The sequence below is a fragment of the Micromonospora cremea genome (assembly GCF_900143515.1).
In the GTDB taxonomy this organism is placed as follows: Bacteria; Actinomycetota; Actinomycetes; order Mycobacteriales; family Micromonosporaceae; genus Micromonospora; species Micromonospora cremea.
The window spans coordinates 4,353,764-4,378,191 of record NZ_FSQT01000002.1; the positions used below are offsets into that span (position 1 = coordinate 4,353,764).

A 24,428-nucleotide genomic window follows, 5' to 3' on the forward strand; every position below is an offset into this window, starting at 1 on the left:
CTGGATCATGCCCCCGGGCGCCAACCCGCCGTCCGCCGGACCCCCGTCCGGGCGCCACGGACGCCCGGGTCACCGTCGGCGGTAGATCAGGTCGGCGACCGGCCGGCCGGCCGTGAGCGCCCGTCGCTCGAACTTCGTCACCGGGCGGTGCGCCGGACGCGGCGCGAACCCGCCGTACGCGTCCACCAGCCCCGGGTCCGCGTCCAGGGTCTGCCGCATCGCATCGGCGTACTCGGCCCAGTCGGTCGCGCAGTGCAGCGTGCCGCCCGGGGTCAGGCGGGAGCGCAGCAGCGCCACGTGCGCCGGCTGGATGATCCGCCGCTTGTAGTGGCGGGCCTTCGGCCACGGGTCCGGGAAGAAGACGTGCACGGCGTCCAGGACGCCCTCGGACAGGCCGCGGACCAGGTCCAACGCGTCGCCCTGGGCCACCCGCACGTTGCCCAGGCCGCCCTGGTCCACCAGGTCGAGCAGGTTCGCGATCCCCGGCGTGTGCACCTCCACCGCCAGATAATCTCGGTCCGGGTCAGCGGCGGCCATCGCGGCGGTGCTGTCGCCCATGCCGGAGCCGATCTCCAGCACCACCGGCGCCCGGCGCCCGAACAGGCCGGCGAGGTCGACCGGCCGGACGGACCCGTCCGGCACGTCCAGGCCGTACGCGGGCCAGAGCCGATCCAGCGCATCGGTCTGCCGGCCGCTCATCCGGCCCCTGCGAGGGTGGAAGGTGCGGATCGCCCGGCTCGTGGGCGCGGCGGCGGGGTCATGGTCAGTGGCGGTCACAGCGACCCGAGCGTACGCGACCCTGTCGGCGGATCGGATGTGATGTGCGCCCGGGAATGAGAGGATCCAACTGGTACGGCAGGCCGGGTGGTCCACTGCCCGGCACGGCCGCACGGCGTCGAGAGGGGGCATCGTGACAGTGACCCGCGGCGGCGTGACCCTGTCGGTGGTGACCATGCTCGCCGGCCCTCTGCTGGCCGCCGCCCCCGCACACGCCGCGCCCGCTGCGCCAGCCGCCGCCGTCCTCGCACCCGCCGCCCGTCCGCTCGCCGCGCCCGCGCCCGAGGCGCCGCAGCCCGGCCCACCCGGTGGCGCACCCCAGCCCAGCCCGGTGGTGGACGTCTTCGTCGAGGTGAGCCCGAGCACGGTGCAGCCCGGCTACCTGGTCGGCATCCGGGCCAGTTGCCGGGACAACTCGGTGGGCGCCACGGTGGTCTCGGACGCCTTCGGCGCGGTCGGCGTGCAGCCGCAGCGCGGGGTGCTCACGGCCGCGCCGATGGTGCGCGAGCGCACCCGCCCCGGCAACTACCGGGTCAAGCTGGAGTGCCGCGACGGCGAGACCGCCTCGACCATGCTTCAGGTGGTCAAGAAGATCCAGCCCAGTCGGGGCCCGGCCACCGGCTTCGGCGGCAGCGCCGGCGGCATGACCGACAACCTGCTGCTGCCCGGTGGCGCGGCGCTGACCATCACCGGGTTGATCGTCGCCGTGATGGCCCTGCGCCGGCCGCGTGGCGTCTCCCGCCGCTGAGGCCGCCATGGAGATCTTCCGCCCCTCGCAGCCGCCCGCCGACCGACCGTCGGTGGCCGCCCGCCCGCCGACCGCCGTCGCGCCCCGGCGCAGCCGTCCACCCGGCCGCAGCCCCTGGTCCCTGCCACTGGCCGTGGTGCTGGTGCTGGCCGGCGTGTTCGCCACCGGGGCGGGGCTCGGCCGCTCGGTCGGCCCGTTCGACTGGGCGCCGGCCGGCGGTGACCGGCCGGCCCGCAGCGAGACGGTCGGATTGTCGGCCAGCCGCCCGGTGCGCCTCTCGGTGCCGGCGATCAAGGTGGCCGCGCCGGTGGCGCCGGTCGGGCAGGCGCGGGACGGCTCGATCGCCGTACCCCCGTTGGAGCGGCACAACGAGACCGGCTGGTACGACCGCGGCCCCACGCCCGGGGAGGCCGGCCCGGCGGTGATCGTGGGGCACGTGGACACCAAGAGCGGGCCGTCGGTCTTCTACGACCTGGGCAAGCTGCATCCCGGTGACCTCATCGAGGTGGCTCGGGCGGACAGGTCGGTGGTGGTGTTCAAGGTCGACACGGTTGAGCACTTCCCGAAGGACCAGTTGCCCGCCGAGCGGATCTATGGCCACGACGGGCCCCCCGGGTTGCGCCTGATCACCTGCGGCGGCCAGTTCATCGGCGGCCGCACCGGCTACGCCGACAACGTCATCGCCTTCGCCACCCTCCACTCCTCCCGGAAGCCCTGAACCCACCCCGCCGGACCGCCGACCCGCGTGGTCGACACGGTGTCGGCGATGTCGGGGCATCCCACCAACCCGGATACCGCGATAACGCTGATCCGAAGTCGATCTTCCAAGCCCCGCCCAACCACGATCGAGGCGACTGGCGCTGCCAGGCCGCCGATCATGAGGTTGGCGGGTCAAACGGAGATCGACAGCCCCGCCAACCTCATGATCACCGCCGAAGGGTGGGAGGGAGGGGAGGGGTCAGGGCTGGGGGACGTGGAGGGCTACCTCGAACTCCAGCAGGTTGGCGCCGGTGGCTACCGGGGGGCGCTGCTGCTCGCCGGGGGCGGCGGCGTGTGCGGCGCGGGACGGGCCGGCGGCCCACGCCTGGTACGCCTCCTCGCTCTCCCAGCGGGTGTAGACGAAGTAGCGGGTCTCGCCGGCCACCGGCCGGAGCAGCTCGAAGCCGAGGAAGCCGGGGGACTTCTCCACGGCGCCGGCTCGGGCGGCGAACCGCTTCTCCAGCTCCGCGCCGGCGCCCGGGGGAACCTCGATTGCGTTGATCTTCACGACTGCCATCTGCCCACCCTAGCCACGCCGGTCGGCTCAGAACGCCTCGACCACGGGTACCAGGTCGGCGTCGACCACGATCGGGGCGTGATCGGAGGGGCCCTTGCCCTTGCGGGCCTCCCGGTCCACGTACGCCGAGCGGACCGCCCGGGTGAACGGCGCGGAGGCGTACACCAGGTCGATCCGCATGCCCTTGTTCTGGTGGAACATCCCGGCGCGGTAGTCCCAGTAGGTGAACGGGTGCGGCCCCTTCATGGGGGTCGGCACCACGTCGCTGAGCCCCAGGTCGCGCAGCGCCGCGAGAGCCGCCCGCTCGGCCGGCGTCACGTGCGTGGAGTGGGTGAAGACGGCCGGGTCCCAGACGTCGGCGTCGGTCGGGGCGACGTTGAAGTCGCCGCAGACGGCCAGCGGCAGCCCGCCGGCCAGCTCCGCGTCCAGCGCGTCGCGCAGCGCCGCGAACCAGGCCAGCTTGTACGCGTAGTGCGGGTCGTCCGGCGTCCGGCCGTTGGGCACGTACACCGACCAGACCCGCACCCCGTCGCAGGTGGCGGAGATGGTCCGGGCCTCCGGCTCGGGGAAGCCGGGCTCACCGGCGAACCCGACCCGGACGTCGGCCAGGCCGACCCGGGACAGGATGGCCACCCCGTTCCACCGGCCGTCGCTGTGGCTGGCCACGGTATAGCCCAGCTCGCCCACCTCCGCCACCGGGAAGGCGCCGTCCGGGCACTTGGTCTCCTGCAGGCAGACCACGTCCGGCCCGGTGCCGGCCAGCCACTCCAGCAGCCGGGGCAGCCGAGCCTTCACCGAATTCACGTTCCAGGTCGCCAGGCGCATGTCTCCAGCCTGCCGCATCCGCCCCCGCGATGCCCGGTCAGCTGCCCGGGGTGTCGCCGGGACGGGTCTGTTCGGCGAGGAACCGTTCCAGCTCCGCGCCGAGTTCGTCGGCGGTGGGCAGCGGGCCGGCCTCCGCGGCGAGCAGGCTCTTCTCGCCGCGGCCCCGGGCGAACGCGTCGTACTGCTCCTCCAGGGCCTGGACCAGGGCGGCGGCGTCCTCGGTCTGGGCGACCTGCCGGTCGATCTCCACGCGGACCACCTCGGCGGCCGAGCGCAGCCCGTCGCCGGGCAGCAGCAGCCCCGTGCTGCGGGACACCGAGGTGAGCAGCACCTCGGCGGCGGCCGGGTACTCGGTCTGCGCCACGTAGTGCGGCACGTGGGCGGCGAAGCCGAGCGCGTCACGGCCCTGCTCGCCGAGGCGGAACTCCAGCAGGTGCCCGACGCTGCCGGGCACCTGGACCCGTTGCAGCCAGGGCTCGTACCCGGCGATCAGCTCGGGCCGGGTGGCGTGCGCGGTCACTCCGGTCGGCCGGGTGTGCGGCACCGCCATCGGGATCGAGTTGAGCCCGACGGTGAGCCGGACGTCCAGGCGGGCGGCGAGCCCGGCGACCGCGGCCACGAACCGCTCCCACTGCAGGTCCGGCTCGGGGCCGGTGAGCAGCAGGAACGGGGTCTCGTCGTCGTCGTGCAGCAGGTGCAGCTCGAGCTCGGGCGCGTCGACGCTCTCCCAGTGGTCCTCGACGAAGGTCATCACGGGGCGCCGCGAGCGGTAGTCGAAGAGCTGGTCCACGTCGAAGGTGGCGATCGGCCGGCTCTCCAGCGAGGTGAGCAGCTGCTCGCGGGCCAGCCGGCTTGCGTTGCCGGCGTCCACGAACCCGGTGAGGGCCTGGATCATGACCGGTTGCCCGAGGTCGGGCAGATCGTCGGTGAGCTGGTAGAGCTCGTGTGGGTCGAGCACCGGTGCGGACCTCCCTGGAATGTGCCTACGGGATGCCGACGCGATGGACGGCACCCGGTTCGGGCAACGTACCCGCCATCCTGGTGCATTCCTGCGTCGGGCGATCCGTCGCCCGGTGGATGGGCGCGACCGGACGAATCGCCCGATTACCCCGCCAGGTTGGCCCGGTCGGCTGATCGGCCGAGGGCGGTTCGGCCCAAAGGCCGAGTTTGTCGATCATGTCGGTGCCCCGGGTGCAATGTCCATCCCTGTCGCGGGCGTTCCGGCCTGCGTGCCGCGCCGGCTTCATCCGGTACGTGAGGTCCATTCCCCGAGCGGGTCGACCCGCCCCGGTCGTCCACCAGGACGACCCCGATCTGTGGCGAGCGCCACGTGATCACCGTGCGTGATCGGCGTTTGCGCCTGCCTAGCCTCGGTTGATGCGTGACGACGGCACCCTCGACGACCCGTACGCCCCGAGCAGGCCCACTGCCGATATGGAGGATGGCACCTCAGCCGAACGGACAACCGCCGCGAGCCGGCTCCGGGCGTACGCCCGGGACCTGACGGGTCGACGCCGGGCGCAGGTGGCGCTCGCCACCGGCGTGATCTGCTGCCTCGGCCTGGCCGCTGTCGCGCAGGTCAGCGACGACAGCGCCGGCGCGGTGGCCCGCGATCAGCTCGCCGGGAGCTCGGAGCTGATGCAGCGCGCCGAGCAGCAGCGTGCCTCCCGTGGCCTCGACCGGGCCGCCGTCCCGGCCGCACCCGCCGCCACCCCGTCCGCCGTCGCGACCCCCGCCGACCCGGACACCACCCGGTCGGCGCGCAAGCCCGCCCCGGCGCGGCCGACGGACCCGGCCCCCGTCGCCGGGCTCGACGAGGTCCAGATGGAGAACGCCGAGGCGATCGTCCGGACCGGCCGCGAGATGGGGGTGCCCCGCCGCGGCCTGGTGATCGCGGTGGCCACCGCCATGCAGGAGAGCAACCTGTACAACGTGGCCAGCGGCGTGCTGCCCGAGTCGCAGGACTATCCGCACCAGGGCGTCGGGTGGGACCACGACTCCGTCGGGCTGTTCCAGCAGCGCTCCAGCAGCGGCTGGGGCCCGGTGGGACGGCTGATGGACCCCGAGTTCGCCACCCGGCAGTTCCTCAGCGCGCTCGAGCAGGTGCCCGGCTGGCAGCACATGCGGCTCACCGACGCCGCACAGGCGGTGCAGGTCTCCGCGTATCCCGAGCATTACCAGCAGCACGAATGGCGGGCCAACAGGGTCGTCGACGCCATCGTGCCGTCCGGGCGGTAACCTACCGGCCACTATGGACGGTTGGGGTTGAGCCTGTCGGGTCCCGGGTACATCCGTTGCGGGTACGGGGTACACATGACAGAGGGATCACCGACAGGAGGACGTTATGTCACTGATGCAGCGGATCAGCATGTTCCTGAGATCACCCAAGGGGCAGCAGTTGGTCGACCGGGGTCGGCGCGAGCTTGCCAAGCCCGGCAACCAGCAGAAGCTCAAGGGGTTGGCAGCCCGGCTGTCCAACCGCCGCCGCTGACCGTTCCACCGGCCGTCCCGCCCGCCGTACCGACCCCTGGGGAGACCCGGTGACCGACACCCCGCCCGTCGGCGGCCAGCCCGCTGCGCCCACCCCCCAACCGTCCGCCAACCTGCCGACCCCGCCGGTGGACGCCCCCGAGGGTCCACCGGCCCGGCTCTGGGATCGGATGCGCGCGGATCCGCAGTACGCACCGGAGCACCTCGCCCTGGAGGCGGTGCGCCGGCTCGGGCCGGAGGCCGCCCAGTGGGCCGCCCGGGCCCGGGCCGATCAGCCCGGCGTCTCAGCCGACATCCTGGCCGACCAGGCGACCCGCAAGTTCCTCAACCTGGCCCGCCTCTCCGGGGCCGTCTCCGGCGCGGCCGGGCTGCCTGGCGCTGTGCTCGACGTGGGTGTGCTGGCCTGGACCCAGGCGCGGATGGTGCTGCACATCGCCGCCGCGTACGACGTCAACCCGTTGCACACCGACCGGGCCACCGACCTGCTGGTGCTGCAGCGGGTGCACAAGGTCGCCGAGAGCGCCCGGCTGGCGCTCGGGGTGGCCGCCGGCCGGGAACGCGCCGACGCGCTCTTCGGCCTGGGCGGCCAGCGTCCACTCGGCCACGTCATGCTGCGGCTCGGCGTGCGGCTGGCCCAGATGGCCGGCGTCCGGGCGGCCAAGCGGATGGTGGCCAAGATCGTGCCCGGCGCGGCGATCGTGCTCGGCACCTGGGCCAACTCGTCGGCCACCAAGGATCTGGCGGAGCGCTCCCGCGCCCTCTATCGTCCGCGCGGCAGCACCGTGCCGGAGCCCCGCCACCCCTGACCCGTGGCCGCACGCGGGGGCGTGGGGCCGGTCAGTCGGCCAGGCCCGAGGCGCGCCAGGTCACCTCGGCAAGCCGGCCCTGCCCCTCGGCGTCGGGGTGGAACCAGTCGAGCGGGTTCAGCAGGTCCAGGGTGAACCGGACCTTGTGCACCGCGCCGCCGTCGTGCCGGCAACGCGAGCCGTAGGCCCGGCAGGCGGCCACCAACTGGGCGTTGTACGCGTCGATCCGCTCCCGGACGGCGGCCCGGCGGGCCCGGTCGGCGGGCGCCGTCGAGGTCGCCTCAGCCAGCAGGGCCGGGCAGACGCCCCGCCGCCAGGCGCGCACCGCCCGCGAGTCGCCGTGCCCGACCTCCCAGAGCCGGTACAGGTCGGGAATGCTCACCACCAGCACCCGGGCCTTCGGCCGGCCCGTCCGCACGACCCGCAGGCCCCGGTCGACGTCGGCCCGGAACTGCGCCACCGGCGTCATCGCGTCCACGCCGCCCCGGCAGACGTCGTTGGCACCGATCAGCACGGTGACGTAGTCGGCGCGGTCGCGTACCGCAGCCTTCGCCTGGCCCTCGAGGGCGTCGGCGCGGGCACCCGGCCGGGCGTGGTTGTACGCCCGGTCGCGGATCGCGGAGTCCTGGTCGAGCAGCCGCCGGTAGAGGCTGCGCACCCGCAGGCCGTCCCCTGTCGACCAGGAGTTGCGCTCGCAGGAGGTGAGCACCAGGCAGGAGGCGAAGCCGGTGCTGATCGAGTCGCCGAGCGCGGCGATGCTGCCCGGGCCGCCGGGCTGCGGAGTGCTCTTGGTGGGGCGGGGTGTCGCGGAGGTGCCGCCCTCGCAGGCCAGCGCGACCAGCGCCGCGAGACAGGCCAGCGCGGCGACCCAGCGCCGAGGCATGACACCCCCCGTCTCCGCAGCACAGAGCGACAGCGCGGTAACTCTATGCGTGGGGATCGGTCGGTCGCGAAGTTGCTGTCGGGTATGCGGCAGAGTGTCGGTGTGGCCGCCGTGACGTGCTATGAGCGCTGGCTACGCCAGGGGGCCGGGTGGCCGTGCAGCCACCAGTGCAACGCCCGGGTTATCCGGGGCAGCACCAAATAGGTCATCAGCGGGGTCAGGCAGAGCGTCATCAGCAGCACCCGGGCCGCCAGCGGCACGTGGGCGAGGAACCGGCTGGTCAGCAGAGTGGCGGTGAGACTCAGCGGGAAGAAAGCCAGCCAGATCGTCACCGCCTGCTTCCACCGCGCCGGTGACGCCGGCGGGATCGGCTCGACCGGGTCGACCCAGTGCTCCAGCGGCGGGTCGAACCAGCCCTCGATCCCGGTGCGCCTCTCGACCCGGGTGTGCTCGACGATGCCCTGTGCCGAGCTGAGCCACCAGTGCCGCTGCGGCGACTCCTCCCACCGGTGCAGCGTCTCCGCGTCCGCGAAGCGGTAGAGCATGTGCCACTCCGGCGAGCCCGGACCGCTCTGCACCCAGCCCGCACCGAGGAATCCGGGGAACGCCTCGGCCAGCGCCGTGCCGGCCCGCATCCAGGCCACCATCTCGCTGGCCCGGGCCGGGTCGGCGCGCCGGGCGATGGCGACGGTCACCGGCACGATCTGGGTCATGGACATCCGTCCATCCTGCGGTCGGCGGGCCTGTGGGGCGAACGGATGTAACCGAGCACACCGGCGCCCCGGTCCTGCCCGGTCGCCCTGGCGACCGACGGACGCTGTCGGGGCCGGTGGTCTGGTCGGGCCATGGACGACAGCGAGATCCTTGTGCTCGGGGCGACCGGCACGACAGGGCGGCGGGTCGCCGACGGCTCCGGGCCCACTGACCAGGATGCGCCGGGCCGGTTAACGCTGGCGATCTGGGGTAGGTCGGGAGGTATGACGAGATCGCAGCCCCGGCGTGCCCGTGGCACGGTCGGGCACGCGTACAGCGCGCTGAACCTCCGGCTCATCCTCGCCGGCTTCGGGCTGGTGATCATGGTGCTCTTCGCGGTCCTGGCGTTCTGGGCCGACCTCGCCTGGCTCGGCGTCCTCTGCGCGATCTTCGCCGTGGTCGCCGTGGTCGACCTGGTCGTGATCCAGCGCCGCCGCGCCGCCCGCCGCCGCGAGGAGCCGGGCGTCCGGCACTCACTGTTCGAGTGACAGGAGGACGAGATGTCCATCGCCACCACCAACCCCGCCACCGAACAGGTGCTCAAGACCTTCGAGGCGATGTCCACCGAGCAGATCGACGCCGCCATCGAACGCGCGGACCTCGCGTACCACCAGCTGCGCGAGACCACCGTCGACCAGCGCGCCCAGTGGATGAACACCGTGGCCGACCTGCTGGAGGAGGACCGGGACGAGATCGCCCGGATCATGACCCAGGAGATGGGCAAGACGTACGTCGCCGCGCAGGCCGAGGTGACCAAGTGCGCCTCGGCCTGCCGGTTCTACGCCGACCGGGCGCCGTCGTTCCTCGCCGACCAGCCGGCGGACGCGAGCGCGGTCAAGGCGACCCGGGCGTTCATCCGCTACCAGCCGATCGGCGTGGTGCTCGCGGTGATGCCGTGGAACTTTCCGCTGTGGCAGGTGCTGCGCTTCGCCGCACCGGCGCTGATGGCGGGCAACACCGGCCTGCTCAAGCATGCCTCGAACGTGCCGCAGACCGCGCTGCTGCTGGAGGACGTGTTCCGCCGGGCCGGCTTCCCGGAGGGGGCGTTCACCACCGTGCTGGTCGGCTCGGAGGCCGTCGACCGGATCCTCAGCGACCCCCGGGTGCGCGCCGCCACGCTCACCGGCAGCGAGCCCGCCGGCCGCTCCATCGCCCAGATCGCCGGCCGGGAGCTGAAGAAGACCGTGCTCGAGCTGGGCGGCAGTGACCCGTTCGTGGTGATGCCCTCGGCCGACGTGGACCGGGCCGCCGAGGTGGCCACCACCGCCCGCTGCCAGAACAACGGCCAGTCCTGCATCGCCGCCAAGCGGTTCATCGTGCACACCGACGTCTTCGACGCCTTCGCCGAGAAGTTCGCCGCGAACATGGCCGCGCTGCGGGTCGGCGACCCGATGGACCCGGGCACCGACGTGGGGCCGTTGGCCAGCCAGCGCGGTCGCGACGAGGTGCACGCCCAGGTACGCGACGCGGTGGACAACGGCGCGACCGTGCTCTGCGGCGGCGAGCTGCCAACCGGTGACGGCTGGTACTACCCGCCGACCGTGGTCACCGACCTCACCCCGGAGATGCGGATGTGGCGCGAGGAGGTCTTCGGCCCAGTCGCCGGGCTGTACCGGGTGTCGTCGTACGAGGAGGCGATCGAGGTGGCCAACGGGACCTCGTTCGGGCTCGGCTCGAACGCCTGGACCCGGGACGAGGCCGAGCAGGAGCGCTTCGCCGTCGACCTGGACGCCGGAAACGTCTTCATCAACGGCATGACCACCTCGTTCCCCGAGCTGCCGTTCGGTGGCGTGAAGAACTCCGGCTACGGCCGGGAGCTGTCCGAGCTGGGCATGCGGGAGTTCTGCAACACCAAAACGGTCTGGGTGGGGGAGGGCGTCGCCTCGGCTGGCGCCGGCGCGCACGCCGAGTAGCGGGCGCCGTGGTTGTCAATAAGGGCCCCCTGTACAACGCGAGGCGTTGACAGGGGCCCTTCCTTTGCACGCATCAGCGGGTGGTGTTGTGGGTAGGAAGTGCGCCCATGACGGTGTTCGGATTTCACGCGTCCCATGAGCAGATCCATCCTCGCGCCCTGCTGGAGGCGGTGCTGCACGCCGAGCGGGCCGGCTTCGACGCCGCCATGTGCTCCGACCACTTCTCCCCGTGGAGCGCCCGGCAGGGCGAATCCGGCTTCGCCTGGTCCTGGCTGGGGGCCGCGTTGCAGGCCACCGGCATGTCGTTCGGCGTGGTCAACGCCCCCGGCCAGCGCTACCACCCGGCGATCATCGCGCAGGCGATCGGCACCCTCGGCGCGATGTACCCGGCCCGGTTCTGGGCCGCGCTGGGCACCGGTGAGGCCAGCAACGAGCACATCACCGGCGACCCATGGCCGCGCAAGGACGTGCGCGCGGCCCGGCTGCGCGAGTGCGTGGACGTGATCCGGGCGCTGCTGGCCGGCGAGGAGGTCAGCCACGACGGCCTGGTCCGGGTGGACCGGGCCCGGCTATGGACCCGGCCCGAGCAGCCACCGGCGCTGGTGGGCGCGGCGGTCAGCGTGGCCACCGCTCGCTGGTGCGCCGAGTGGGCGGACGGGCTGATCACCGTGAACGCGCCGGCGGCGCACCTGCGCGAGATGATCGACGCGTACCGGGACGCCGGCGGGCGCGGGCCGCTGCACCTGCAGGTGCACGTCAGCTGGGCACCGGAGCAGGCGCAGGCCGAGGCGCTCGCGTACGACCAGTGGCGCAGCAACGTCTTCGCCCCGCCGGTCTGCTGGGACCTGGAGACCGTCGAGCACTTCGACGCGGTCTCGGCCGACGTGTCGCCGGAACGGGTCGCGCAGGTCGTGAACGTCTCGGCCGACCTGGGCCGGCACGTCGGCTGGCTGGAGGAGTACGTGGAGCTCGGGTTCGACCAGATCGCCCTGCACCACGTCGGGCAGGAGCAGCGCGGGTTCGTCGACGCGTTCGGCGCCGAGGTGCTGCCGAAGCTGCGCCCGGGCGGCTGAGCCAGGTCCACTACGCGGGACCCCTAGGCTCCTATCCCATGGAAAGCCTGTTTCCGGTCGTCGTCTTCCTGGCGATCGCCACCCTGGGCGCGGCGCTGGCCCGCCGGCTCGGCCTGCTGGCGCCGATCCTGCTGGTCGTACTCGGTCTGGCGCTCTCCTTCGTGCCGGGCTTCCCGCAGGTCCACCTCGACCCGGAGCTGGTGCTGGTCGGCATCCTCCCGCCGCTGCTCTACGTCGCCGCGCTGGAGACCTCGGTGCCGGCGTTCAAGAACAACATCCGGCCGATCCTGCTGCTCGCCGTCGGCCTGGTGCTGTTCACCGCGTTCGTGGTCGGCCTGGTGCTGCACCTGCTGCTGCCGCAGGTGCCGTTCGCGATCTGCCTGGCCCTCGGCGCGGTGGTCGCGCCGCCGGACGCGGTGGCCGCCACCGCGGTCGCCCGGCGGGTCGGGCTTCCCCGCCGGGTGGTCACGATCCTGGAGGGCGAGAGCCTGATCAACGACGCGACGGCGCTGGTGCTGCTGCGGGTCGCGACGCTGGCCGTCGCCGGCTCGGCGGTCGGCACCGCCGACGTCGCCATCGAGGTGCTGCGGTCCGCCGGCGGCGGAATCCTGATCGGTGCGCTCGGCGCGCTGGTCTTCGGCTTCCTGCACCGGCGGATCAACGATCCGCTGCTGGACAACGCGCTGTCGTTGATCATCCCGTTCGCGGTGGTGTTCGCCGCCGAGGAGGCGCACGCCTCCGGCGTCGTCGCGGTGGTGGTCACCGGGCTGGTGCTCGGTCACAAGCTGCCCCGGCTGCTCTCGGCCGCCTCCCGGTTGCAAGTCGGCGCGTTCTGGCGGCTGGCCCGCTTCCTGCTGGAAGGACTGGTCTTCCTGCTGGTCGGGCTCCAGCTGCCAGAGGTGCTGCGGGACCTCGACGAGCCGCTCGGCTCGCTCACCACCATCACGCTCGCCGTGCTCGCCACGGTCTTCCTCACCCGGTTCGTCTGGGTCTTCCCCGCCACCTACCTGGCCCGGCTGGTCCCCCGGATCCGCCGCCGGGACGCGGCCCCGTCGGCGAAGTTCCCCATCGTCATCGGCTGGGCCGGGATGCGTGGCGTGGTGACCCTGGCCGCCGCGCTGGCCCTGCCGCTAACCCTGGCCGACGACGCGCCGTACCCGAGGGCGCTGTTCATCTGGCTGGCCTTCGCGGTGATCGTGGTCACCCTGGTCGGCCAGGGGGCCACGCTGCCGATCGTCGCCCGCCGGCTGAAGCTGCCGCAGGACGACCCGGTGCAGGACGCGTTGTCGGCCGCCGGGGTGCAGCAGCAGGCCAGCCGGGCCGCCCGGGACCGCCTGGACGAGCTGGCCGAAGACGCCCCGGCGGCGGTGGTGGACCGGCTGCGCCGGCTGTTGGAGGACCGCACCAACCTGGCCTGGGAACGGCTCGGCGGCACCGAGCGGGAAACCCCGTCCCAGGCGTACGGTCGACTGCGACAAGAAATGATCGACGCCGAGCGGACCGTCTTCCGGGATGCCCGGGACGCCGGTCGGATCCCGGAGGAGGTGCTGGTGCGGGCCTATCGTGACCTGGACCTGGAGGAGTCGTTGCTGCGGCAGGAGGTTGAGAAGTGAGCTGTCAGCACCTGACCGAGGCCGGTGTCGTGGAGGTGGGCAGCACCGAGGAGTGCCCGGACTGCGTCGCCATCGGCGACGCCAACTGGGTGCACCTGCGGGTTTGTCTGACCTGCGGGCACGTCGGCTGCTGCGACTCGTCGCCGAACCAGCACGCGACGAAGCACTTCGAGTCCAGCGGCCACCCGGTGATCCGCTCGGCGCAGCCCGGCGAGGCGTGGCGCTGGTGCTACGTGGACGAGGAGATCGGCTGATCGCTGGCCGGGCGAAGGGGCGGGTCGGCGCGGTTCGCCAGGGCACGTCGGGTGAGCGGTGGCACGGCCAGGCCGGTGACGGCGAGCAGCCCGGCCAGGGCCAGCCAACCGAGCGGGCCGCCGTCGAGGATCAGCCAGGTCAGCAGCGCCGGCCCCGCCGCGCGGGCCAACCCGGCGAGCAGAGCGTCCACCCCCTGGTAGGCGCCGATGGCGTCCGGGGCGGCGAGGTCGTAGGCCAGCGCCGCGCCGGCGCCGGCGTGCCACAGGTCGCCGAGGGTGTAGACCACGGTCGCGACCAGCAGCAGGCCGACCGCCACCGTGGTGGGCACGGCGGCGGTCGCGGCCCAGAGCAGCATCCCGGCCGCGAGCACCAGCCCGGCCCGGCGCATCGTGGCCGCGCCCGGTAGCGCGTGCCGGGCACCCCGACTCAGCCGTACCGCGAGCAGCACGGTGAGCAGCGTGTTGACCAGCAGCACGGCGGACACCGTCACCGGCGGCGCGTCGGTGCGGGTCACCACCCACAGTGGCAGCACCAGCGTGAGCGCCACCCAGTGCAGGGAGAGCACCGCCGAGGCCCCGGCGACCGCGAGGAATGCCCCGTCGCGCAGCGCGCGACCAGGTCGCGGCCGGACCGGCCGCCGGGCGGGCGGATAGGACGGCAGTCGCATGATCAGCGCCGCCGAGACCAGGTAGGTCGCGACATTGCCGAGCACCAGCAGCCGGTACGCCCATGCGGTGTCCGCCACCAGCGCGAACCCGGCCAGCCCCGCGCCGAGCGCCACGCCCAGGTTGGCGACCGCGCGCAGGGTGGCGAAGGCGTGCACCCGGCCCTCGGGGCCGCCGACCGCGGCGATCAGCGCAGCGCGGACCGCCAGGTTGCCGGAGATCAGCAGCGCGTCCAGTGTGGCCACCAGCAGGAAGACCGGGAACGAGCCGACCAGCAGGTACGCCGCGGCGACGACGGCCTGGGCCACCTGGAGGACCGCCCGCAGGGTCCGTGGGTCGCGGCGGTCGGCCAGCCCGCCGAGCGGCACGCTGGCGGTGAGCCCGACCAGGCCGGCGACGGTGAGCCCCAGCCCGACCTCGGTCGGGCTCAGCCCGACGGCGCGGGTGAGGTAGAGCGCCGCACCGGCCACCCACAGCCCGGCGCCGACGGTGTTTGCGAGGGTGGCCAGCGACAGGGTGCGCAGCCGGCCGGGCGGCGGGAGCGGCGACAGCGCCCGCCAGTGGCCGCGAATCCTCGCCTTGGTGCGCACGCCTCGACCCTAGGGTCGAAGCGTGCGTACCGAAGCCGCGCGCTGTGCGGCGCCCATCACAGGCGCTGTCCCTCAATCACTCGATGCTCAGTGGTCGACATGCCGGTTTCTCTCGTCCCCTCATCATCAAGTGATCATGAGGGGAGTGGGATCAGGTCACCGAGCAGGCCGCGCCGTTCACGGTGACCAGGCCCGGGTCGGGGTTGGCCCCGCCCGCCGTGGTCGCGTTGAAGCCGAACGTCACCGTGCCGCCGGGCGCGATCCGGGCGTTGTGCGACTCGTTGCGCGCCGTCACCGTCGCGCCGGCCTGGGTGAGCTTCGCCAGCCACGCCTCGCGCACCCGCTGGTCACCGGTGAACGCGAACCGCACGGCCCAGCCGTTGACGGCCGTGGCGCCGGTATTGCGGACGGTCAGCTGGGCGGTGAACCCGGTGCCGCCGTGCCAGGCGCCGTAGTTGGTGTAGCGGACCGCGCAGGTGGTGGCCGGCACCGCGCCGGCGTCACGCTGGTCGGCCAGGAACGAGGCGATCCAGGCCAGCGCCGAGTTCCAGTTGATCGCCACCTCGTTGGTCGCGTACGAGTTGATGTCGTCGAAGTAGCAGAACATCGGCTTGCAACCGGCGAGCAGTTGCGCCGCGAACGGGTCCTGGAGGGCGGCGTTCGCACCACCGGCGAGGGAGCCGGCGGGCGGGCGGGGCAGGTTCGGGTCGAGCTGGTGGCCGAAGATGCGGCTGTGCTGGTTCTCCGCCGCGTGCTCGCCCCACCCGGTGACGTACGAGATGTTCAGCGCGTTGCGACCGAAGATGTAGTCCATCGCCTGCACGGCGCCGCCGGCACGCCGTTGTCGCGCTCGGGCACCCGCAGCGTGCCGTCGGCGAGACCGGCGCCGCCGCCCGCCGTGACCGCGGTCCTGGTCCGCTCGAAGGTGTTCAGCAGCTGGTAGGTCGCGATTCCGCCGTTGACCACGTACTTGCCGTGGTCGCCCGCGTCGTATCACCCGCCGCGCACGTCCAGGGAGTAGTCGCACACGCCCGGCTGGCAGGGCACGTTGGTGTCGCCCTGGTTGGGCGCCACCCCGAGGTGACCGGCGGGCCGGGCGTACTCGTCGCCGATCAGGTCCCCGTCGATGGCGATGCCGCTGCGCTGGGCGTAGAAGAACTGCAGCGAGTCGGCGCGCAGCCGGTCGTAGAGGGCGCCGGAGATGTCGAACGGGTGGCTGGTCTCACCGCCCACGGTGAGCGTAAGCCGGCTGCCGGGTGTGCGGTAGCTGGAGAAGTCGACGGTGTGCAAGTTCTGCCCGGAGGCGGCGTCCACGCCGCGCGCGGTGGTGGTGCCGCTGACCAGGACCGTGCCGCCGGCCGAGCGCAGCTGCCAGGGCAGCGGCTCGGTGGCCTCGGTGACCACGGTGGCGTTCTTCGGCCCGCCGGGTAGGTAGCCGACCTGGTTGACCCGCACCCGCGGCCCGGTGTCCGGCTCGTACGGCTCGGGTGGTTCGCCGCCGCGCCGCGAGACGTCGTCCAGGCAGACGGTCTGCGTCTCGGCGGCGCCGCCGACCTGGATGATCAGCTGGGCGCCGGGGTTGTCGTCCGGGACGGTGAAGGTCTGCTCGACCCGCTGGGCGGTGCCCGTGGCGGTGGCGTCCACGGCGGCGTACGTGGTGTACGGAGCGCTGCCGAGCTGGAGGACGGCCTTGATCGCGGCGCCGGGAGTGGCGGATACGGCGAAGCCGAGGGTGTACTGGGCGCCGGCGACCAGCGGCACGCCGTCCTGGCCGATGCCGGCGTCCCACGGGTTGGCCAGGCCGCCGGGGACGGTGGTGCAGAGCCGGCCGTCGGTCACCTCGAGCGCTCCGGTGCCGTAGGAGAACCAGGGGCTCACGCCGGCGCTGAAGTCGCCGTTGTCGATCTGCTCGGGGGCGTCCGGTGGTGGGTCGGCGTGGGCGGCGCCGGCGCCCGCGCCGGTGAGGGCCAGGGTGGTCGCCGCGGCCAGCGGGAGGCGGGGTCGGGATGGCATCACGGGGAGTCCTTCCGGGACGGATTAGGGGGCGGGTGGCGGAAGCTGGGAGCGCTCCCAGGTATCGGCTCGATGTTTCCAGCGGCGGTACGCCGTGTCAATCGATCCGACTGGATGGCTTTCGCCGTCCGACGAGGGCGGTAGGCTCAGCACCACGCCGGGCCGGGCGCCGCGACGCGCCGGTGCGGACACGTGAGATTGGCCGCGCCATGCGTCGTCGTCCTGATCTCCTAGAGACAACTGCGCCCTTCGCCTGGCAGGCTGCCTCCCATGACCCTGAAGCTGCGTTCCGTGGGAACGAGCGACCGTGGGCTGATCCGCAGCGGAAACCAGGACGCCCTGCACGCCGGGACCTGGCTCGTCGCCGTCGCCGACGGCATGGGCGGGATGGCGGCCGGTGACCTGGCCAGCGCGCTCACCATCGACGCGGTCGCTCCTCTGGACGTGGAGACCCCCGAGGACGCCCTGGTGGCCGCGCTCCAGGGCGGCATCGCGCTGGCCACCACCCGGATCCGGCAGGCGGTCGCCGAGGATCCGGAGCGCCAGGGCATGGGCACCACGCTGACCGCCCTGCTCTTCGCCCGTACCGGCAGCTGCCTCGCCCTCGCGCACGTCGGTGACTCGCGGGCCTACCTGTTCCGCGAGGGAGTGCTCAAACAGGTCACCCGGGACGACACCTTCGTCCAGATGCTGGTGGATCAGGGCGTGATCACCGCCGACCAGGCCAGTAGCCACCCGCGCCGGGCGGTGGTCACCCAGGCGTTGCAGGGCGACGACGTCTCCCCGTCGTACGCGACGATGGTGCCCCGGGCCGGCGACCGGTGGCTGTTGTGCAGCGACGGGCTCTCCAACGTGGTCCGCTCGGACACCCTCGCCGAGGTGCTCGCCGGCTACCCGGACCGGGCCGCCTGCTCCGGCAAGCTGATCGATCTGGCGCTGCACGCCGGCGGGCCGGACAACGTCACCGTCGTGGTGGCCGACGTCGTCAAGGAGTAACCGGCCTCAGCGCCGGCGCGGTGCGGCGCGCCGGGTGGGCGTCGCGGTCGTCGGGTCCTCCGGCCACGGGTGCCGGGGATAGCGACCGCGCAGCTCGCCGCGGACCTGCGGATAGCCGGTGCGCCAGAAGGACGCCAGGTCGGCGGTGACCGCCACCGGCCGGCCGGCGGGGGAGAGCAGGTGCAGCAGCACCGGCACCCGGCCGCCGCCGATGCGCGGGGCCGCCGGCCAGCCGAACGTCTCCTGGAGCTTCACCGCCAGCACCGGCGCCGCCGGGTCGCTGTAGTCGAGCCGGACCCGGGAACCACTCGGTACGGCGATCCGCTCCGGGGCCAGCTCGTCCAGCTGGGCGGCCTGCGCCCACGGCAGCAGCCGGCGCAGCGCCGCGGCCACGTCCACCCGGGCCAGGTCGGCGCGGCGCCGGGCGCCGGAGAGCTCCGGGCCCAGCCAGGTCGGCGCGGCGTCGAGCAACGCCTCGTCGCTGACCTCCGGCCACGGTGCGCCGAGGTGGTGCCGGGCGAACGCCAGCCGCTCGCGCAGCGCCCGGGCCGCCGGCGTCCAGGACAGCAGCCCCAGCCCTTCCTGGCGCAGGCCGGTCAGCAGCGCCGCCGCCACGTCCGCCCGGTCCGGACGATCCAGCCGGCGCTCCTGCAGCACGATCGCCCCCAGTCGAGTCACCTCCCGGGCCACCACGTCCCCGTCGGACCAGCCGACCTCCCGGCGTGTGGACAGCAGCGGACCGGCCGCCTCCCGGGCCGTCGCCTCGTCCAGCGGCGTGGCTCGGCGGATGCGCGCCGAGGGCGCGCCGGGGGTACGGTCCGCGACGGCCACCGCCAGCCAGTCCGACCCGGTCAGACCCGACCCCGCCGCCAGGTCCGCGGCGGTCCCGCCGGTCATCAGGTACGCCGAACCGCCCGGGCGCCGGACCCGGGCCAACCGCTCCGGGTACGCCAGCCCGACCAGCAGCCCGGCGGCCAGGTCGTCACTGAGTCCACCGGCGCCAGCGCGCCCGCTCGCTTCCGGACCGCCGGTCCGGCCGGTCGCATCGGCGGCGGCGCGGCCCCGCGGCGGGGAACCGGCGGGCAGGGCACCTCGCAGCCGGCGCACCTCGGCCCGCCAGCGGGCGGTCGCGCCCGCGTCCGCCCCGGCGCGCAGCCGACGCCAGCCGGCGACCAGGTCGTCGCCCGGGCCGGCCGCGCTCTCCTCGGCGAGCAGGGCCACCACCTCGGCCGCCCGCTCGGCGCCGACCAGACCGGCGCCGTCGAGCAGTGCCCGGGCCAGCCGTGGGTGCGCCCCGGCGGCGGCGATGGCCCGCCCCCGCCCGGTGATCCGGCCGTCCGCGTCGACCGCGCCGAGGGTGGCCAGCGTGTCCCGGGCCACCGCCATCGCCGCCGCCGGCGGCGGGTCGGGCAGCGCGAGCCCGACGCCGTCCGGCCGCCCCCAGGCGGCCAGCTCCAGCGCGAAGCCGGTCAGGTCGGCGGTGGCGATCTCCGGCTCCGGCCGGGCGGGCAGCCGCTCGTGCGTCGCCGCGGACCAGCAGCGGTAGACGGCCCCGGGGGCCTCCCGGCCGGCCCGGCCGGCCCGCTGCGTGGCGGCGGCCCGGGAGACCGGCACGGTGATCAACGCGCCGAGCCCACGGGCCAGGTCGGTGCGGGGCACCCGGGACAGCCCGGCGTCCACCACCACCCGCACACCCGGCACGGTCAGGCTCGTCTCGGCCAGCGCGGTGGCCAGCACCACCCGGCGTCGATCCGCTGGACGCAGGGCCGCGTCCTGCTCGCTGCCGCGCTGCCGGCCGTGCAGCGGCAGCAGCGCGACGGCGTCGCGCAGGTCGGCCAGCCGGCCGGTGACCGCCGCGATCTCACCGGCCCCGGGCAGAAAGACGAGCACGTCGCCGTCGCGCTCGCGCAGCGCCCGTCGGACGGTGGCCGCCACGTGGTCGAGCAGGGCCCGGTCCACCGGTCCGCCCCCGGGTGGGGCGATCGGCCGTGCCGGCGGCGCCCAGACCCGCTGCACCGGGTGCAGCGCCGACTCGGCGCGGACGACCGGGGCCGGGGTGGGCCCGCCGAGCAGGGCGGCGAACCGGTCCGTGTCCGGAGTGGCGGACATCGCCAGCAGCCACAGGTCCGGCCGGAGGGTGGCCCGTGCCTCCACCGCGAAGGCCAGCGCGAGGTCGGCGTCGAGTTGTCGCTCGTGGCACTCGTCGAGCAGTACCGCGCCGGTGCCGGGCAGCTCCGGGTCGTTGTGCAGCCGGCGAACCAGCAGGCCGGTGGTGACCACCTCCACCCGGGTGGCGCGGCTGACCTGGCGCTCGCCGCGTACCGCGTAGCCGACCCGGTCGCCCACCCGCTCGCCGAGCAGCTCGGCCATCCGCCGGGCGGCGGCGCGCGCGGCCACCCGGCGGGGTTGCGCGATCACCACCCGGCCGGTGACCCGGTCGGCCACGGCCAACGGCGCGAGGGTCGTCTTACCGGTGCCCGGCGGGGCCACCAGGACACCCGCGCCGGCCGCGTCGAGCGCCGCGACCAGCGCCGGCAGCACCGTGCGTACCGGCAGGTCCAGGGTTACGTCGGAGAGCACGGCCCAGTCTCGCACCGGCCCCGGGGGCTCAGCTGCGGCGGACCTCGCCGACGCCGTGCAGGAACGTGCGCCAGGCCGACGCGTCGAAGGCGAGCACCGGACCCGACCGGTCCTTGCTGTCCCGGACGGCGACCTGACCGTCGGCTGTCGCGACCTCCACGCAGTTGCCGTTGCCGCTGCTGCGCGTGCTGGTCCGCCAGTCCGCCCGGGTCAGGTCGTGCGCCGTCATCCGCGGTACCTCTCGTCTGCGTCGGCGTGCCGCAGACGCGGTCACGCAAAGTTACGAGAAGCCTGCTCAAGGCGGGTCAACGACGCCGCCGGATCGAGCGCCATCCGGCACAGCTCCTCGTGCAGAAGGCTATACCCGAGCACCTGATCGGCATCCTCCAGCGCCAGGCCCATCGTGAGGTTATCCAGGTAAACAACGGACGCGTCGGCGGCGTCGGCGAAGTTGAGGATCACGTACGGGGTGCTCATCGCGGGATGTCCACCGGCCGCGAATGGAAGTACCTGGATTGTCACGTTCGGTAGTTGCGCGATTCGACTCATGTGGATCAGCTGTTCGGCCATCACGGCGTTGCCGCCGACCGGGCGCAGGAGCACCGCCTCGTTGAGCACCACCGACAACTGGACCGGGTCGTCGCGGCGCAGCACCTCCTGCCGGTGCAGCCGGGCCGCCACCTTGCGCTCCACGCCGTCCTCGCCCGCGGTGCGCCGGTAGATCTCCCGGGCGTACGCCTCGGTCTGCAACAGCCCCGGCACGGACTCGGCCTCGTACGTGCGCAGCGCCACCGCCTCGGCCTCCAGCCCGACGTAGAACTCGAACCACTCGGGCAGCACGTCGCTGTAGTTCTGCCACCAGCCCCGCTGCTGTGCGCTCCGGGCGATCTCGATCAGCGCCTCGGCGTCCGCCCCGGTCACCTGGTAGAGGGCCAGCGCGGCCCGGACGTCGCGCGGCTTGATGCCGATCTGCGCGGTCTCGATCCGGGAGAGGTTGCTCTTGGACATGTCGAGCTGACGGGCCGCCACATCGAGGGTCATGCCCGCGCGTTCCCGGAGCTGGCGCAGCTCCCGGGCGATGCGTCGACGGCGCACGGTCGGGCTGGCGGCGGGTGGGATGGCGGGAGTGGCGGTCACCGTCCGAGTCTGTCACGACAAGATCCGCAGGTCGGGCCTGCACGGAGTGCAACTTTCAAATCTGGGAGTTGCATTGCGGTAGCTGTCGGTGCATCCTTTGCCGGTCGCGATCACAGTGGACACACCGTGCGGGAGGACCGTTGCTCATCGCCGACGAGTTCTTCCTCATCGCTCACAACGACAGCCGCGGCAAGGCCAAACTCCATCCGGCCGCGACCGGGCTCGGCCTGGCCGGCGGGCTGCTCGGCGAGCTGATCCTGTATGGACACATCACCGTCTCCAACGGGCACGTCACCGTCATCGACCGGCGCCCGCCGGGTGACGCGCTGGCGCACACCGTGCTCGACCAGTTGATCGGCGAGTCCCAGCACCAGGCGGTCCGCACCTGGCTCAGCTTCCTGGCGCAGAGCGCGACGACGTCGGTGGGGGAGCGGCTGGCCCGGGCCGGCATGCTGCGCCGCCAGGAGAGCCGCCGGCTGCTGCGCACCTCGGTCAGCTACCTGCCGATCGATCTCAACGCGGTGGCCTGGCCGGCCACCCGGCTGCGGGCCCTGCTGGACCGGCCGGACCCGCCGAGCGTGCCGGACGCCCTGCTGCTCGGTCTGGTGGTGGCCGCCGGGCTGACCCGCGAGGTGCTGTGGAGCGCCGGCCCGCGTGCCCACCACCGGCTGAACGTCCTCATCCCCGCGCTGCCGGCGCCCCTGAAGGAACTCGTCGGGCACACCGAGGCCGCCGTCGGCGCCGCCGTGCTCCGTGGCGTCCCATGATCCCCCGGTAACCCCCCACCCTCCCCTCGACAACCGGAGTAGTCGTATGCCCCCGACATCGACAGTCGACCGACCCAGCAACGTCTCCGAAGCCCTTGCCCGAGGCCGCCTCGGCGTCCCCTCGGTGATCTTCTTCGTGCTCTCCGCCGCCGCGCCACTGACCGTGGTGGCCGGTGTCGTCACCACTGGCTACGGCGTCATCGGGGTGACCGGCATCCCGCTGGCCTTCCTGGTGGTCGCCGCGGTGCTCGCCCTGTTCTCGGTGGGCTACGTGGCGATGTCCCGCCGGGTGGAGAACGCCGGCGCCTTCTACGCCTACATCTCCCGTGGCCTGGGCCGGCCGGCCGGCGTGGGCGCCGCCTGGGTGGCGCTGATCGCGTACAACGCGCTCCAGGTCGGGCTCTACGGCACCATCGGCGTCGCCGCCGAGCCGGTGCTCGACCGGATCTTCGGTGGGCACCCGCACTGGTCCATCGTCGCCCTGGTGGCGTGGGCGCTGGTCGGCCTGCTCGGCCTGCTCCGGGTGGACATCAACGGCATGGTGCTGGCGGCGCTGCTGGTCGCCGAGATCGTGGTGATCCTGATCTTCGACCTGGGACAGCTGGGCAACCCGGCCGACGGCCAGGTCAGCCTCGCCGCGCTGTCGCCGGACAACCTCTTCGTGCCGGGAGTGGGCGCGGTGCTGGTGCTGGCCATCCTCGGCTTCGTCGGCTTCGAGTCCGCGGTGGTCTTCAGCGAGGAGAGCAAGGACCCGAAGCGCACGGTGCCGCTGGCCACGTACCTCTCGGTCGCGATCATCGCCGGGCTGTACGCGCTCTCCTCCTGGACCATGACGGTCGCCGTCGGACCGGACCGGATCGTCGCCGAGGCCGGTGAGCAGAGCGTCGGGCTGATCTTCAACCTGGCCGGTGCGCAGCTCGGCGACACGGCGGTCACCATCGGCCAGGCGCTCTTCCTGACCTCGGTGCTGGCCGCGATGATCTCGTTCCACAACACCACGGCCCGCTACGCGTTCGCGCTCGGCCGGGAGCGGGTGCTGCCGGCGGTGTTCGGGCAGACCTCGCCGCGCAGCGGCGCGCCGCGGGCCGCCTCGCTGGCGCAGAGCGTCCTCGGCCTGCTGGTCATCCTGCTGTACGCGGTCAACGGCTGGGACCCGGTGGTCAAGCTGTTCTTCTGGGGCGGCACCACCGGCGGGTTCGGCGTGCTGCTGCTGATCGCCACCACCTCGGTGGCGGTGATCGCCTACTTCGTCCGTTCCGGTGGCGGCGAGACGCTCTGGCGGCGGGCCATCGCACCCGGCCTGGCCACCATCGCGCTCTTTGTGATCATCTGGCTGGCCGTGTCGAACTTCGCCAACCTGCTCGGCGTCGCGCCGGACTCCACCCTGCGCTGGGCGCTGCCCGCGGTCTACCCGGTGGCGGCCGCGTTGGGCGTCGGCTGGGCGCTGGTGCTGCGCAGCAGCCGCCCGGACACGTACGCCCGGATCGGCCTGGGCGCGGAGAGCGCCGCGGCCGCCGCGCGGCCGGTGGAGCAGCCGCCGGCGTCGGCCGGCGCGGAGGTGCACCGATGAGCGTGGCCGTCGACCGGCTCGGGCCGGAGGACACCGCGCTGGTGGCCGGCCGGATCGCCCAGGCGTTCGCCGCCCTGGAGGTGACTCGCTGGCTGGTGCCCGACGCGAGCAAGCGGGAGGCCGTGCTGGCTGGAAACGTCGAGATCCTGGTCGAGCACGCGATGCGGCACGGCCTGGTGTACGCCAGCGCGGATCGGGCAGCGGTCGCGGTCTGGTTCCACTCGGTCGGCGAGCCTGCCCCGCCGCCACCCGACTACGACGCCCGGCTCGCCGCTGCCTGCGGTGAGTGGACCGACCGGTTCGAGCATCTCGACGAGTTGTTCGCGGCGAACCACCCGCATCCGGACCACCACCATCTGGCCTTCCTGGCGGTCGAACCGGAGCGGCAGGGGCAGGGGCTGGGCACCGCGCTGCTGGTGCACCACCACGCCTGGCTGGACGCCAACGGGATGCCCGGTTACTTGGAGGCGAGCAGCACGCGCAGCCGGGACCTGTACGTGCAGCACGGCTACCGGGCCGGCGAGCCGTTCCGGTTGCCGGACGGCACGCCGTTCTGGCCGATGTGGCGGGAGCCGGTGGGCCGCTGACGGAACCGGCCGGGCCACCGCCAACCGGCCGGTACGCAGCGGAACGCGCTGTAACGTCCGCGTGACAATTCGTACGAACGATGCAGGGCCGGGTCCGCGGACCCGGCCCTG

24 protein-coding genes and 1 pseudogene are annotated in these 24,428 nt (G+C 73.6%); 14 read left to right on the forward strand and 11 right to left on the reverse strand.

Annotated features, from left to right (window positions below):
- Positions 1-69: 69 nt before the first annotated feature.
- A complete protein-coding gene (trmB, locus tag BUS84_RS33865) occupies positions 70-777 on the reverse strand; it encodes a tRNA (guanosine(46)-N7)-methyltransferase TrmB (protein WP_074318421.1) in 708 nt (235 codons plus the stop codon).
- 130 nt (positions 778-907) lie between these two features.
- Here trmB and BUS84_RS33870 point away from each other — a divergent pair, with 130 nt between their 5' ends.
- On the forward strand, positions 908-1,525 hold the full coding sequence (locus BUS84_RS33870) for a hypothetical protein (protein ID WP_074318422.1): 618 nt from the start codon (positions 908-910) through the stop codon (positions 1,523-1,525).
- 7 nt (positions 1,526-1,532) lie between these two features.
- Positions 1,533-2,243, forward strand: coding sequence for a class F sortase (locus tag BUS84_RS33875; RefSeq protein WP_084757905.1), 711 nt, complete (start codon positions 1,533-1,535; stop codon positions 2,241-2,243).
- A gap of 240 nt (positions 2,244-2,483) precedes the next feature.
- Here BUS84_RS33875 and BUS84_RS33880 read toward each other — a convergent pair whose 3' ends face one another.
- From BUS84_RS33880 to BUS84_RS33890, 3 genes are read right to left on the reverse strand one after another with little or no spacing between them, the layout of a single operon-like run.
- Positions 2,484-2,801 (reverse strand): antibiotic biosynthesis monooxygenase family protein, encoded by a 318-nt coding sequence (locus tag BUS84_RS33880; protein WP_074318423.1) that lies wholly within the window; start codon positions 2,799-2,801, stop codon positions 2,484-2,486.
- A 27-nt stretch (positions 2,802-2,828) separates the two neighbouring features.
- Positions 2,829-3,626: an exodeoxyribonuclease III gene (locus tag BUS84_RS33885; RefSeq protein ID WP_074319317.1), complete on the reverse strand. Its 798-nt coding sequence runs from the start codon at positions 3,624-3,626 to the stop codon at positions 2,829-2,831.
- Between the two features lie 37 nt (positions 3,627-3,663).
- On the reverse strand, positions 3,664-4,584 hold the full coding sequence (locus BUS84_RS33890) for a proteasome assembly chaperone family protein (RefSeq protein ID WP_074318424.1): 921 nt from the start codon (positions 4,582-4,584) through the stop codon (positions 3,664-3,666).
- Positions 4,585-5,003: 419 nt separating this feature from the next.
- Here BUS84_RS33890 and BUS84_RS33895 point away from each other — a divergent pair, with 419 nt between their 5' ends.
- The 3 genes from BUS84_RS33895 to BUS84_RS33900 all read left to right on the forward strand — a co-directional run bounded on the left by BUS84_RS33895 (position 5,004) and on the right by BUS84_RS33900 (position 6,922).
- On the forward strand, positions 5,004-5,864 hold the full coding sequence (locus BUS84_RS33895) for a peptidase M23 (protein WP_074318425.1): 861 nt from the start codon (positions 5,004-5,006) through the stop codon (positions 5,862-5,864).
- 106 nt (positions 5,865-5,970) lie between these two features.
- Positions 5,971-6,117, forward strand: coding sequence for a hypothetical protein (locus BUS84_RS38785; protein WP_167627088.1), 147 nt, complete (start codon positions 5,971-5,973; stop codon positions 6,115-6,117).
- Positions 6,118-6,166: 49 nt separating this feature from the next.
- On the forward strand, positions 6,167-6,922 hold the full coding sequence (locus BUS84_RS33900; RefSeq protein ID WP_074318426.1) for an EcsC family protein: 756 nt from the start codon (positions 6,167-6,169) through the stop codon (positions 6,920-6,922).
- 31 nt (positions 6,923-6,953) lie between these two features.
- Here BUS84_RS33900 and BUS84_RS33905 read toward each other — a convergent pair whose 3' ends face one another.
- A complete protein-coding gene (locus BUS84_RS33905) occupies positions 6,954-7,805 on the reverse strand; it encodes a GDSL-type esterase/lipase family protein (RefSeq protein ID WP_074318427.1) in 852 nt (283 codons plus the stop codon).
- A 119-nt stretch (positions 7,806-7,924) separates the two neighbouring features.
- Positions 7,925-8,524 carry an antibiotic biosynthesis monooxygenase gene (locus BUS84_RS33910; protein WP_074318428.1) on the reverse strand — a complete coding sequence of 200 codons (600 nt, stop codon included), beginning with the start codon at positions 8,522-8,524 and terminating at the stop codon, positions 7,925-7,927.
- A gap of 258 nt (positions 8,525-8,782) precedes the next feature.
- Between BUS84_RS33910 and BUS84_RS33915 the strand changes: the two genes are divergently transcribed.
- The 5 genes from BUS84_RS33915 (at position 8,783) to BUS84_RS33935 (ending at position 13,411) form a co-directional block, all read left to right on the forward strand.
- Complete coding sequence (locus BUS84_RS33915) at positions 8,783-9,046, forward strand: DUF6343 family protein (RefSeq protein WP_074318429.1); 264 nt, start codon at positions 8,783-8,785, stop codon at positions 9,044-9,046.
- Positions 9,047-9,058: 12 nt separating this feature from the next.
- Complete coding sequence (locus tag BUS84_RS33920; RefSeq protein WP_074318430.1) at positions 9,059-10,471, forward strand: NADP-dependent succinic semialdehyde dehydrogenase; 1,413 nt, start codon at positions 9,059-9,061, stop codon at positions 10,469-10,471.
- 107 nt (positions 10,472-10,578) lie between these two features.
- Complete coding sequence (locus BUS84_RS33925) at positions 10,579-11,544, forward strand: TIGR03885 family FMN-dependent LLM class oxidoreductase (RefSeq protein WP_074318431.1); 966 nt, start codon at positions 10,579-10,581, stop codon at positions 11,542-11,544.
- Between the two features lie 38 nt (positions 11,545-11,582).
- Complete coding sequence (locus BUS84_RS33930) at positions 11,583-13,157, forward strand: Na+/H+ antiporter (protein WP_074318432.1); 1,575 nt, start codon at positions 11,583-11,585, stop codon at positions 13,155-13,157.
- Positions 13,154-13,411 carry a UBP-type zinc finger domain-containing protein gene (locus BUS84_RS33935; protein WP_074318433.1) on the forward strand — a complete coding sequence of 86 codons (258 nt, stop codon included), beginning with the start codon at positions 13,154-13,156 and terminating at the stop codon, positions 13,409-13,411. The genes BUS84_RS33930 and BUS84_RS33935 overlap by 4 nt, the downstream gene beginning before the upstream one ends.
- Here BUS84_RS33935 and BUS84_RS33940 read toward each other — a convergent pair.
- Positions 13,387-14,667 (reverse strand): MFS transporter, encoded by a 1,281-nt coding sequence (locus BUS84_RS33940; RefSeq protein ID WP_244298813.1) that lies wholly within the window; start codon positions 14,665-14,667, stop codon positions 13,387-13,389. The genes BUS84_RS33935 and BUS84_RS33940 overlap by 25 nt on opposite strands.
- A 151-nt stretch (positions 14,668-14,818) precedes the next feature.
- Positions 14,819-16,680 (reverse strand): annotated as a pseudogene (locus BUS84_RS41000) (glycoside hydrolase family 9 protein).
- A 270-nt stretch (positions 16,681-16,950) separates the two neighbouring features.
- On the opposite strand from BUS84_RS41000, the gene BUS84_RS33950 reads away from it, so the two are divergent.
- Positions 16,951-17,676, forward strand: coding sequence for a PP2C family protein-serine/threonine phosphatase (locus BUS84_RS33950; RefSeq protein WP_074318434.1), 726 nt, complete (start codon positions 16,951-16,953; stop codon positions 17,674-17,676).
- Positions 17,677-17,682: 6 nt separating this feature from the next.
- On the opposite strand, the gene hrpB is transcribed toward BUS84_RS33950, so the two are convergent.
- The 3 genes from hrpB to BUS84_RS33965 are packed head-to-tail and all read right to left on the reverse strand — an operon-like array spanning position 17,683 to position 21,351.
- A complete protein-coding gene (gene hrpB, locus BUS84_RS33955) occupies positions 17,683-20,256 on the reverse strand; it encodes an ATP-dependent helicase HrpB (protein WP_074319319.1) in 2,574 nt (857 codons plus the stop codon).
- A gap of 28 nt (positions 20,257-20,284) precedes the next feature.
- The gene (locus tag BUS84_RS33960) at positions 20,285-20,485 is read right to left on the reverse strand and encodes a DUF397 domain-containing protein (protein ID WP_074318435.1); all 201 of its coding nucleotides are present in this window, start codon (positions 20,483-20,485) and stop codon (positions 20,285-20,287) included.
- A 41-nt stretch (positions 20,486-20,526) separates the two neighbouring features.
- Positions 20,527-21,351 carry a helix-turn-helix domain-containing protein gene (locus BUS84_RS33965; protein WP_280175169.1) on the reverse strand — a complete coding sequence of 275 codons (825 nt, stop codon included), beginning with the start codon at positions 21,349-21,351 and terminating at the stop codon, positions 20,527-20,529.
- A 182-nt stretch (positions 21,352-21,533) separates the two neighbouring features.
- Here BUS84_RS33965 and BUS84_RS33970 point away from each other — a divergent pair, with 182 nt between their 5' ends.
- From BUS84_RS33970 to BUS84_RS33980, 3 genes are read left to right on the forward strand one after another with little or no spacing between them, the layout of a single operon-like run.
- Positions 21,534-22,160, forward strand: a complete 627-nt coding sequence (locus BUS84_RS33970) for a GOLPH3/VPS74 family protein (protein WP_074318436.1) — start codon at positions 21,534-21,536, stop codon at positions 22,158-22,160.
- Between the two features lie 46 nt (positions 22,161-22,206).
- Positions 22,207-23,730: an APC family permease gene (locus BUS84_RS33975; protein ID WP_074318437.1), complete on the forward strand. Its 1,524-nt coding sequence runs from the start codon at positions 22,207-22,209 to the stop codon at positions 23,728-23,730.
- Positions 23,727-24,317, forward strand: coding sequence for a GNAT family N-acetyltransferase (locus BUS84_RS33980; protein ID WP_074318438.1), 591 nt, complete (start codon positions 23,727-23,729; stop codon positions 24,315-24,317). The genes BUS84_RS33975 and BUS84_RS33980 overlap by 4 nt, the downstream gene beginning before the upstream one ends.
- Positions 24,318-24,428: the final 111 nt, after the last annotated feature.

Coding starts and splice junctions, on each gene's coding strand:
- BUS84_RS33875 (WP_084757905.1), top strand. CDS start 1,533: ATGGAGATCTTCCGCCCCTCGCAGCCGCCCGCCGACCGACCGTCGGTG.
- BUS84_RS33880 (WP_074318423.1), bottom strand. CDS start 2,801: ATGGCAGTCGTGAAGATCAACGCAATCGAGGTTCCCCCGGGCGCCGGC.
- BUS84_RS33885 (WP_074319317.1), bottom strand. CDS start 3,626: ATGCGCCTGGCGACCTGGAACGTGAATTCGGTGAAGGCTCGGCTGCCC.
- BUS84_RS33895 (WP_074318425.1), top strand. CDS start 5,004: ATGCGTGACGACGGCACCCTCGACGACCCGTACGCCCCGAGCAGGCCC.
- BUS84_RS38785 (WP_167627088.1), top strand. CDS start 5,971: ATGTCACTGATGCAGCGGATCAGCATGTTCCTGAGATCACCCAAGGGG.
- BUS84_RS33905 (WP_074318427.1), bottom strand. CDS start 7,805: ATGCCTCGGCGCTGGGTCGCCGCGCTGGCCTGTCTCGCGGCGCTGGTC.
- BUS84_RS33910 (WP_074318428.1), bottom strand. CDS start 8,524: ATGTCCATGACCCAGATCGTGCCGGTGACCGTCGCCATCGCCCGGCGC.
- BUS84_RS33915 (WP_074318429.1), top strand. CDS start 8,783: ATGACGAGATCGCAGCCCCGGCGTGCCCGTGGCACGGTCGGGCACGCG.
- BUS84_RS33920 (WP_074318430.1), top strand. CDS start 9,059: ATGTCCATCGCCACCACCAACCCCGCCACCGAACAGGTGCTCAAGACC.
- BUS84_RS33925 (WP_074318431.1), top strand. CDS start 10,579: ATGACGGTGTTCGGATTTCACGCGTCCCATGAGCAGATCCATCCTCGC.
- BUS84_RS33930 (WP_074318432.1), top strand. CDS start 11,583: ATGGAAAGCCTGTTTCCGGTCGTCGTCTTCCTGGCGATCGCCACCCTG.
- BUS84_RS33950 (WP_074318434.1), top strand. CDS start 16,951: ATGACCCTGAAGCTGCGTTCCGTGGGAACGAGCGACCGTGGGCTGATC.
- BUS84_RS33960 (WP_074318435.1), bottom strand. CDS start 20,485: ATGACGGCGCACGACCTGACCCGGGCGGACTGGCGGACCAGCACGCGC.
- BUS84_RS33975 (WP_074318437.1), top strand. CDS start 22,207: ATGCCCCCGACATCGACAGTCGACCGACCCAGCAACGTCTCCGAAGCC.
- BUS84_RS33980 (WP_074318438.1), top strand. CDS start 23,727: ATGAGCGTGGCCGTCGACCGGCTCGGGCCGGAGGACACCGCGCTGGTG.